Source organism: Intrasporangium sp., assembly GCF_039812505.1.
Classification (GTDB): Bacteria; Actinomycetota; Actinomycetes; order Actinomycetales; family Dermatophilaceae; genus Intrasporangium_A.
This window is the reverse complement of the sequence record NZ_JBDIAQ010000028.1, coordinates 22922-32567: the sequence shown is the minus strand read 5'-3', so window position 1 is coordinate 32567 and position 9646 is coordinate 22922. Positions and strand designations below refer to the sequence as shown.

Below are 9646 nucleotides of genomic sequence, written 5' to 3'. Positions count from 1 at the left end.
CGTCCGCGGGCACCCCATCCGCAGGCACCCCGTACTCGGGTACCTCATGGTCAGGTGGGCGGTACTCGTCGCCCTGCCCGGCGTCCGGGCCGGGTTCGTCGGGTCGGCCAGGATCGTCATCCTGCTCGTCCTGCTCACCCTGGTCGGGGGTGAGCAGGTGGCGGGCCCAGCGTGCGGGTACGGGCCCGTAACCGGGGATGTGGGCGGGGGTGTCGTCACCGTCGAACAGGGCCCGATCGGTGATGATCAGCTGGATCTCGATGGGGATGTCGGTGGCGGCCTGCTGCCCGGTGACGAGCGCGACGAGGGTGTCGGCCATGATCTGGTCCTTGCTGCGGGGATCGCCGGCAGCCTTGGCGGTGGCGGCGGCGCGGGTCAGCGCGGCGTGTACCGCCACGGCCTGCGCGACCGGCAGGATCGCACTGAGCAGGGCCATGGTGTCCGGGACGGGCCGGAGGGTGACGCGCCGCTCGGACTCGGCGGTGCGGGCCCGGGCGGTGGCCCCGGCCGGGTCGAGCCGGTCGGCGCAGGCCCGTACCCGCCGCTGCAGCTCGCTATCGCCCCAGCCGGCGGCGGCGGGCCCAGCGGTGCCGATGACCTCGGTGTCGAGCCGCCGGGCCAGCTCGTCGCTCAGGTGGCTGGTCAGGGTGGCGACCAGTCCGGCCCGGTACTCGTTGAGCCAGCCGCGCGACAGCGCGGTCAGGGTGTGCGGCAGCCGCGTGGTCAGCGCCAGCGCGGTCGCGACCAACCGGACACCCTTGGCCGGTGACTCGTGCCGGGCCAGCGCGACCTGCGCGGCGACCCCGGTGCCTGTGCTGCCCGTCTGCCGCCACCTCCGGCGGGTCCGGCCGCCGGCTGGGTCGGGAACCCTGGGGTCGACAACGGTGTGGTCGGGCAGCTCGTGGGTGCGGGCCTGCTGCCGGGCGGCCCGCCAGCCTTCGAAGTCGTCGGCGGCCGCGCAGGCCCGGGCCCGCTCGTGCCAGTCGCGGGCCAGCTGCTCCTGCGAGTCGGTGAACCGGCCGGTTATCCGGGCCTGCGCCGCGGCGCAGGCGGCCTTCAGGTGCTCCAGCGCGGTCAGCTGCTCCACTCGCTCGGCGTCCGTGACCTCCAGGCCGAGCCCGGCCAGGTCCTGCGCCAGGCCGGTCAGCTCCCGGCTCGACCAACGTGGTCGTGTCGCGGCCCGTACCGGGCCGCCGGCCGGCCCCCCGACACCCGGGCCGGCCACGGCAGCGGGTGCGGGCGCTGTCTCACGGGCGGTGCGGTCCGGAGGGGCGAGAAGGCGGTCCGCGGCGTCGTCGACGTGGCCTGGCGCCCCCGCAGGGCCTGGCAGCGACTCGGCCACGTCATCGAACATACTATCGATCCTACCCTGTGGCAGGCCCGCGCGGAACCCTCATCCACAGCTAACTCGCCTGCCCCGCAGCAGGATTCACCATCAGAGCCGATCTCGGAACCACGCCCGCAGAACCCCCGCGAGCACCCTAGCCACGACCGCCGACAGTCCCCTCCGAGGCACGAGGCCGCAGGGGTGTGACGTCGTGTCGTACGGCGGTGATGGCTGGTCTCAGACCGAGGACCGCGTCGAGCGAGCCGAGTCGCTGCAGCTCGTCGACGATGGTCCGGGTCGGGGCGACCATGGCGAGCTGTCCGGCCTCGGTCCGCTGCACGAGGTCGTCGAGCGACACCCACTCCGACCCGGTCGCCTCGGTCGTGGTGTGTGACAAGGCGTCCTGTTCGACCGGCAGCACGTAGAAGGAGACATCGAAGCGCTTCGGGTAGCCCATCGGCGTCACCCAGTTGTCCCAGGGGACGAGCCGATCGGGCGCCACCACGGTCCCGGTCTCCTCGGCGAGCTCGCGCACTGCGGTCGCGAGCAGCGTCCGCGCCCGTTCCCGACGCCCGCCGGCGTCATCGGGTCCGGAGGTGTGTCGCCAACGCCACGCGTGCGTCTCGACGACGTCGGAGGGCAGCACGAGACCGGCTCCGGTTGCCAGGTCGTGCGGATCGACCCGGCCACCGGGGAAGACCACCGCCCCCGGAACGAAGTCCATCGTGGCCGCGCGGTGCTGGATGAAGACCTCCATCGCGCCGGCCCGGTCGCGCAGCGGTATGACGCTCACCGCGGGTATCGGCGTCGGCTCGTCGGCGAGGGTCCGGACCATTGCCACCCGTTGTCCCCACCGGTCCAGCCCGAGCCGTCGCTCGGTCTCGCGCAGCGGCGCGAGCAGCGCCGCCGATCCCGGCGCCGGTCCGCCGCCCGAGGCCTCCGGGTCGAGCCGGGTGAAACCGTGCCGGGCGTACCACGGACCGTTCCACGGCACGTCGGCGAAGGTCATGAGGGTGACCGCATCGACGCCTCGGTCGAGGGCCCTTCCGAGGGCGCCGAGCAGGAGCATCGTGCCCAGGCCGTGGCCGGCGGCATCCGGATGGACCGACAGCTGCTCGAGGTGCAGGTGCGGGCGCTCGTCCGGGCCGAGCTGCAGCACCTGGACGAAACCCAGGACCGGCTGCCCGACGACGAGCAGGGACCCTCGCTCGGCCGCACGCTGCTGCCCGGTAGGCGCCGACGGCCAGCCGACCAGGTCGAAGAACGCCTCGAACCGCAGGTCGGCCGCCGTCTCGATCTCCTGCAGTGCGGGCAGGTCCTCTGGGCCGGCCGGCCGGACGCTCGTCACCGTGAGCCGGTTGGTCGGGACGGGGCGAGCGGCGGACATACCGGCCATCCTCGCAACTCGCGGTGGTCGCGTCGACGCCGTGGCACATCCGACGGAGCGACCGCTCGGGAACCGCCCGTCGCGAGGTACGCCACCGGGTGCCCGGACCGGCCGGATGGCGCCGTCCCCCGACTCGGTCGGGCCGGCGCGTCCGCCCCGGCAACCGTGCCCGAAAGGGAAGCCGAGGCCATCTCGCCGACGCGGGACGGCGGCATACGATGGTGGGATCCCGTTGGTCGGCCCGGGGGAGGCGCAGATGCTCGAGCGCGTTCACCAACCGCATCGCGCCGAGGCAGCGGCGTCGGCGTCGGGGCGGCCGCGCGTCGGCGCCATCAGTGCTTCCGGACTGCTCATGCTGCAACGACAGGCCGGCAATGCGGCGCTCGTCCGGTCGCTGGGCGGCTCCTACGCGGCCACGTCCGTGGTGCTCCAGCGGGCGCTGGTGGCCGACCGGCTCAACGTCGTGGGCGAGACCCACACCGAGAGCGATCCGCGCCGGGCGAGCGAGCGGGCGTTCAGCCTGGCGAGGACCGGCACCGCCAACTACTGGACCGAGGCCGAGTTCCCCGACCTGCACATGGCCGTGTCCGGTCGCCGAGGCCGCGGCCAGCCCCAGCCTCAGGGCAGTGCGAGTGCCGACCTGATGGAGTACCGCGCCATCCATGCTGCGGCGCTGCTCGTCGCCCAGTACGACCGGACGGCCCAGGCGGCTCGCGTCCTCGCCGAGAGCACCGCGCTCAAGACTCCGTCAGAGGGCAACGGCCTGCCGCCGGAGCTGCGCACGTTCCTGGACGTCGACCTCCGCAAGCTCGTCAAGTACAAGGAGCGGGTCAGGAAGGCATGGACGGCCACGCAGTCGCAGGGCGTGAACCAGGCTGTGCAGCACGTCTTCGAGTACGTCGAGAAGATCGTCACGCTGTTCATGGAGACCATGAGGACCGCCTCGGAGCGACGCAAGGCACTGCTGTTCCTGCACAGCGCCAACGACCTGCTCAAGAGCCACGCCGCCCCGCTGGCGGCTGCCGGCGGTGTCCCCGGCTCGACGGACGTGGCCCGGGACATGCGCATCGCCCGCTCCAGGTCCATGGGTCTGGCGGCCGAGCTGTCCAGCCAGAAGGGCGTCTGGAAGGTCGGCGACCTGCACGTCGCCGACGTGCTCGACGGCTCGACGCAGACGCTGCGGGTCAAGGCCAACTACGAGCGCAAGGACGCCTTCGACACCGAGCTCGCCGCCTGGGAGGCGCAACGGCACGGGACGTGAGACGAGTCTCGGCCCGGGGCGCGACCCGGTGGGTCCGGCGCGATTCGGTCCGGGCGCGTTGCCCGTGAGAGGCTCGGTGGTTGTGTCCTCCGAGCTGTCGAACCGCGCCCCACGCCTCCCGCGGAGCCCTCTGCCGTGACGACCCTGGCAGACCTGCAGACCCGGTCGAGCCTGCGTCAGGGGCTCGCCGTTCTCCGGCGTGGCATCCACGACGAGCCGCGCTGGTTCGCCGTGGCCGTCGCCGGCAGCACCGTCTACGGCGTCATGACCTCGCTGACGGCCTGGGCGATCGGGCACGTCACCGACCGGGCGATCACCCCGGCCCTGGCCGCAGGGCACGTGACGGCCGGGCAGCTCTGGTACATCGGGGGGACCGTGGCGCTGGTCGTGCTGGCCACCGTCGTCGGCGTGATCGGGCGTCGCATCGCCGGCGGGGTCGCGATGTACAACCTCGGGGCCCGCTACCGCAGGCAGGTCACCCGCCAGTACCTCCGGCTGCCGCTGCGCTGGCACCACCGCCACCCGTCGGGCCAGCTGCTGTCGAACGCCAACGCGGACGTCGAGGCGACGTGGAACGTCTTCGCGCCGCTGCCCATGGCCATCGGGGTCCTGGTCATGCTGGTCTTCGGCGTGGTCCAGATGGTCGTCGTCGACCCGGTGCTCGCCCTGATCGGCCTGACCGTCTTCCCGATGCTCTTCCTGGCCAACCTCGCCTTCCAGCGGGCCATGTCCCCTCGCGTCACACGGGCCCAGCAGCTGCGGGCCGAGGTCTCGCAGGTCGCCCACGAGAGCTTCGAGGCGGCCCTCGTGGTCAAGTCCCTGGGTCGCGAGGACTTCGAGACCGAGCGGTTCCGGCACGTGACCAACCAGCTGCGTGACGCCAACATCGAGGTCGGGCGCACCCGAGGCCGCTTCGACCCGGCCATCGAGGCGATCCCCACGATCGGCACCCTGGCCGTGCTCGTCGTGGGGACGATGCGCGTACGCAGCGGCCAGCTCTCGGCGGCCGAGGTCGTCCAGATCGCCTACCTGTTCTCCATCATGGCCTTCCCCGTCCGGGCGCTCGGCTGGGTGCTGGCCGAGCTGCCGCGGGCGGTCGTGGGGTGGGACCGGGTCTCGGCCGTGCTGGGAGCCGAGGGCGGGATGACGTACGGGGAGCGGGCGCTGCCGGCCGGTGGCGCGGCCCACCTGGCCGCGCACGACGTCTCCTACGCGCACGAGGTGGTCACCGAGTCCGGGACCGTCGAGCACAACCCGGCGATCCGGGGGGTGAGCCTCGACGTGCCGGCCGGCTCGACGGTGGCGCTCGTCGGCCCGACCGGCAGCGGCAAGTCGACCCTCACCGAGCTCGTGCTGCGGCTGGTCGACCCCGACTCGGGCACCGTACGACTCGACCGGGTCGACCTGCGCGACGTCCGTCGTGGCGGCCTCTCGCAGGTCGCGGCGCTCGTCGCGCAACAGACGTTCATGTTCGATGACACGGTCCGGGGCAACGTCACGCTCGGCGCGGCGCACCCGGACGAGCGGGTCTGGGCCGCGCTGCAGGTCGCCCAGGCCGCCGGCTTCGTCGCGCGCCTGCCACGCGGGCTGGACACCCGCGTGGGTGAGCGGGGCGCGAGCCTCTCCGGCGGGCAACGCCAGCGAGTCGCCTTGGCCCGGGCGGTGATCCGCGACCCTCAGCTGCTGGTCCTCGACGACGCGACCTCGGCGGTGGACCCCAGTGTCGAGCAGGCGATCCTGAGCGGCCTGCGGCAGGCGAGCCGCGGCACTACGGTGCTGGTCGTCGCCTACCGGATGGCCACGATCCTGCTCGCCGACGAGGTGGCCTACATCGAGCAGGGCCAGGTGGTCGACCACGGCGACCACGCCACGCTGATGGCGCGCTGTCCCGGCTACGAGCGTCTCGTGACCGCGTATGCCCGGGAGGCGGCCGAACGCGGGGCGATCGAGGCCGAGGAGCAGTGGGGCGCCGGCGAGGGGGTGCGGTTGTGAGCCTGCGCAGCGCGCCCCTCGTCGACCACGGCTGGATCGCCTCGGGCGGCGAGCTGAGCACGTGGCAGACCCTGCGGCGCGGTCTCGTGCTCTCACCGGAGCTGCGTGTCGGTATCGGCGTGACCATCCTGCTCGCGGTCCTGTCGACCGTCGGGCGGATCCTGATCCCCTTCGTCGTGCAGCGCACCACCGACGACGGCATCCTGGCGGCCGGCGGTCCCGACGTCGACGTCGTCACCCGCTGGGTCGGGCTCGCCCTGGTCGGGGTGGTCGTCACCGCCTTCTCGGCCTACCTGGTCAACATCCGGCTCTACACCGCGTCCGAGAGCGGGCTGGCCACCCTGCGGGTCAGCGCGTTCCGGCACATCCACGACCTGGCCGTGCTGACCCAGAACAGCGAGCGCCGCGGCAGCCTCGTCTCGCGGGTGACCTCCGACGTCGACACGATCTCGACGTTCGTCCAGTTCGGCGGGCTGATGCTGCTGATCAACCTCGCGCAGATCAGCCTGGCGACGGTGCTCATGTTCGTCTACAGCCCGCTGCTCGCGCTCGTCGTGTGGGCCTGCTTCGTCCCGCTGTTCGTCATCATCCAGAGGTTCCAGGGGATCGTCGGGCGGGCCTACACCCGGGTGCGCGAACGGGTCGGCGACATGCTCGCCGCCATCTCCGAGGCGGTGGTCGGCGCCCAGGCCATCCGCGCCTACGCCGTCGAGGACCGCACCGCCGAGCGCATCGACGCGGCCGTGGAGGCGCACCGCCGGGCCGCGATCGGGGCGCAGGCGCGCTCGGTGCTGGCCTTCACCTCGGGCCAGCTGGTGGCCGGGCTGACCACCGCCGTCGTCCTCGTCGTCGGGACGGTGCTGGCCGTCCGCGGGTCCATCACGCTCGGCGAGCTGCTCGCCTTCCTCTTCCTGGTCAACCTGTTCACCCAGCCGGTCCAGCAGGCCACCGAGATCCTCAACGAGATGCAGAACGCCGTGGCCGGCTGGCGGCGCGTCATCGGCATCATCGACACCCCCGCCGACGTGGCCGACCCCGCGGACGGGGTCACGCTGCCCCGCGGCCCGATCCGGGTCGCCTTCGACGGCGTCGGCTTCGCCTACCCGGGCGGCGACCCGGTCCTGCACGAGATCGACCTCGATATCGGCCCCCGCTCCCGGGTCGCCATCGTCGGCGAGACCGGCTCGGGCAAGTCGACCCTGGCCAAGCTGCTCACCCGTCTCATGGACCCGAGTCGTGGCCGGGTCCTGATCGACGGCACGGACCTGCGGCGCGTGAGCTTCGCCTCCCTGCGCCAACGGGTGGTGCTCGTGCCCCAGGAGGGCTTCCTGTTCGACGCGACGCTGCTCGAGAACGTGCGCTTCGGCCGGCCGGAGTCCACCGCGGACGAGGTGCGCCTGACCCTGACCGAGCTGGGCCTGGACGCCTGGCTCGCCGGCCTCCCGCAGGGCCTGCACACCGAGGTCGGCCAGCGGGGCGAGTCGCTCTCGGCGGGGGAGCGCCAGCTGGTCGCCCTCGCCCGCGCCTACCTCGCCGACCCGGACCTGCTGGTCCTCGACGAGGCCACCTCGGCGGTCGACCCCAGCACGGAGGTGCGCCTGCAGCGGGCCCTCGACTCGCTCACGCGCGGGCGCACGAGCATCGCCATCGCCCACCGGCTGTCCACGGCGGAGGCCGCCGACGAGGTCATCGTCGTCGACGCCGGGCGCATCGTCGAGCGCGGACATCACAGCGAGCTGGTCCGCCGCGGCGGCGTCTACACGCGGCTGCACGCCTCGTGGGTCGCCCAGCAGCAGGCCCGCTGAGCCCGGCCCGGCTCGGCTGACCCCGACCGGACCCGACCCGACCGGACCCGGTCCGGTCCGGTCCGGTTCAGCCCAACCCGGCGGCCCACTCGGCGACCCGGCGGGCGCTCTCCTGCTCCGACAGGTCCTCGACCCGGGTCATGACCGACCACCGGACCCCGAACGGGTCCCGGATGCTGGCGAACCGGTCCCCGGAGAGGAAGTCGGCGACCGGCTCGCGCACGCTCGCGCCGGCCGCGACGGCACGCTCGACGAGCCCGTCGACGTCGGCGCAGTAGAGCGCGATCGAGTAGCAGTCGTCCTCGCCCTCCGGGGCGGCCACGAGGTGGTAGCCGGGGTTCGGCTCGCCGAGCTGCAGGCGTCCGGACCCGAAGTCCAGCTCGGCATGGGCGATCCCACCGGCCAGCTCGGTGACGCCGACGACCCGGGCGCCGAAGACGTCCCGGTAGAAGGCGATCGCGCCCCGGGCGTCCCCGAGCGCGAGGAAGGGCGTCAGGCTGGTGAACCCGTGCGGCCTGCCGTCGGTCGTGAACCGCCCGTCGGCCGCCGTCGCGGGGGCGCTCGCGTGCTGTGTCATACCTCGACGCTAGGCCGCCGGGCGCCGGCCCGGCTTGCAGATCCGCGACAGCCGGGGTCACCAGCGCCCGCGGGCTGGTACGGACCCGCACCGCCGCTCCTACCCTGTCGGGATGAGCGACTCGTCGCGCGGGCTCCTCTTCCCGGGCCGGCTGCCGACCTTCCGACGCGTGCCGGCGCCGGGGCCGGTGGCCCACCTGGTGCGGTGGTTCTGGATCCCGGAGTGGGACCTGCCCCACGGACGCACCTCCCGGCAGGAGGTCGTCGCCTACCCGGCCAGCAACCTGGTCGTCGAGCCGCACCTGGTCGGGCTGGCCGGCCCGACCACGCGAGTCTCGCACCGCGACCTGACCGGCCACGGCTGGGCGGTCGGGGCCCTGCTGCGGCCCGCCGCGGTGCCGGCCCTGCTCGTCGACCCGGCGGCGGCACGGGACCGCTACCTGCCGCTCGACCTGCCCGACCTGCACGCTGCCGTCGCCGACGTCATGCGCGGCCCGGACACTGCCGACCGGCCCGCCCGGGCGGTAGCCGCCTTCGCCGGCTGGCTGCTGGCCCGCGCCCCGGAGACCGGGGAGGACGCCCGGCTCGCCAACTCCCTCGCGGACCTCGCCGACACCGACCGCACGGTCCTGCGGGTCGAGGACCTCGCGGAGGCCCTCGGCGTCTCCACCAGGACGGTCCAGCGGCTCGCCCGGCGCTACGTCGGCATGCCGCCGGCCGCGATGATCCGGCGGCGTCGCCTGCAGGAGGCGGCCGAGCGGATCCGCGCCGAGCCGGACACCGACCTGGCCGCGATCGCCGCCGACCTCGGCTACGCCGACCAGGCCCACCTCACGAACGACTTCCGTGCCGTCCTGGGCCACACTCCGGGCCGCTACCGGGCCGAGTCACGCTGAGCGGCACAATGGCGACGTGACCGACGCCCCCGCCCTCGAGCCCACCATCGCCGCCCTGCTCAAGCGGGACGCGGCCGGTCTGGTCGCCGCGGTCGTGCAGCAGCACGACACCCACGAGGTCCTCATGGTCGGCTGGATGGACGAGGAGGCCCTGCGCCGCACCCTCACCGAGGGCAGGGTCACCTTCTGGTCGCGCAGCCGGCAGGAGTACTGGCGCAAGGGCGACACCAGCGGCCACGTGCAGTGGGTCAGGGGCGTGCGCCTGGACTGCGACGGCGACGCGGTCCTCGTCCTCGTCGACCAGGAGGGAGCCGCCTGCCACACCGGCGACCGGACCTGCTTCGACGCCCGCGTGCTACCCGCCGTCGTGGGCCAGGAGCGCTGAGCGTCGTGCCCGGCCGG

General features: G+C 73.7%; 8 protein-coding genes. 5 read left to right on the top strand and 3 right to left on the bottom strand.

Annotated elements, in window-relative coordinates:
• Both WMI84_RS06110 and WMI84_RS06105 read right to left on the bottom strand, forming a co-directional pair.
• Positions 1-1354, bottom strand: a 1354-nt coding sequence (locus tag WMI84_RS06110; RefSeq protein WP_347351332.1) for a DUF222 domain-containing protein, incomplete at its 3' end; no start/stop codon positions are given.
• A gap of 127 nt (positions 1355-1481) precedes the next feature.
• Positions 1482-2714 carry a GNAT family N-acetyltransferase gene (locus tag WMI84_RS06105; protein WP_347351331.1) on the bottom strand — a complete coding sequence of 411 codons (1233 nt, stop codon included), beginning with the start codon at positions 2712-2714 and terminating at the stop codon, positions 1482-1484.
• Positions 2715-3066: 352 nt separating this feature from the next.
• Here WMI84_RS06105 and WMI84_RS06100 point away from each other — a divergent pair, with 352 nt between their 5' ends.
• The 3 genes from WMI84_RS06100 (at position 3067) to WMI84_RS06090 (ending at position 7772) form a co-directional block, all read left to right on the top strand.
• On the top strand, positions 3067-3975 hold the full coding sequence (locus WMI84_RS06100) for a hypothetical protein (RefSeq protein ID WP_347351329.1): 909 nt from the start codon (positions 3067-3069) through the stop codon (positions 3973-3975).
• Positions 3976-4110: 135 nt separating this feature from the next.
• Positions 4111-5967: an ABC transporter ATP-binding protein gene (locus WMI84_RS06095; RefSeq protein ID WP_347351327.1), complete on the top strand. Its 1857-nt coding sequence runs from the start codon at positions 4111-4113 to the stop codon at positions 5965-5967.
• Entirely contained in the window at positions 5964-7772 is a 1809-nt protein-coding gene (locus WMI84_RS06090) for an ABC transporter ATP-binding protein (RefSeq protein ID WP_347351326.1), read from the top strand. The genes WMI84_RS06095 and WMI84_RS06090 overlap by 4 nt, the downstream gene beginning before the upstream one ends.
• A gap of 67 nt (positions 7773-7839) precedes the next feature.
• Here the strand turns inward: WMI84_RS06090 and WMI84_RS06085 are convergent, their stop codons facing one another.
• Positions 7840-8349 carry a VOC family protein gene (locus tag WMI84_RS06085; protein ID WP_347351324.1) on the bottom strand — a complete coding sequence of 170 codons (510 nt, stop codon included), beginning with the start codon at positions 8347-8349 and terminating at the stop codon, positions 7840-7842.
• A 112-nt stretch (positions 8350-8461) separates the two neighbouring features.
• Between WMI84_RS06085 and WMI84_RS06080 the strand changes: the two genes are divergently transcribed.
• Both WMI84_RS06080 and hisI read left to right on the top strand, forming a co-directional pair.
• Entirely contained in the window at positions 8462-9244 is a 783-nt protein-coding gene (locus WMI84_RS06080) for a helix-turn-helix domain-containing protein (protein WP_347351322.1), read from the top strand.
• Positions 9245-9260: 16 nt separating this feature from the next.
• A complete protein-coding gene (gene hisI / locus WMI84_RS06075; protein ID WP_347351320.1) occupies positions 9261-9629 on the top strand; it encodes a phosphoribosyl-AMP cyclohydrolase in 369 nt (122 codons plus the stop codon).
• Positions 9630-9646 lie beyond the last annotated feature (17 nt).

Excerpts from the sequence above, each read along its gene's own strand:
- WMI84_RS06105 (WP_347351331.1), bottom strand. The coding sequence starts at position 2,714 with ATGTCCGCCGCTCGCCCCGTCCCGACCAACCGGCTCACGGTGACGAGC.
- WMI84_RS06100 (WP_347351329.1), top strand. The coding sequence starts at position 3,067 with ATGCTGCAACGACAGGCCGGCAATGCGGCGCTCGTCCGGTCGCTGGGC.
- WMI84_RS06085 (WP_347351324.1), bottom strand. The coding sequence starts at position 8,349 with ATGACACAGCACGCGAGCGCCCCCGCGACGGCGGCCGACGGGCGGTTC.
- WMI84_RS06080 (WP_347351322.1), top strand. The coding sequence starts at position 8,462 with ATGAGCGACTCGTCGCGCGGGCTCCTCTTCCCGGGCCGGCTGCCGACC.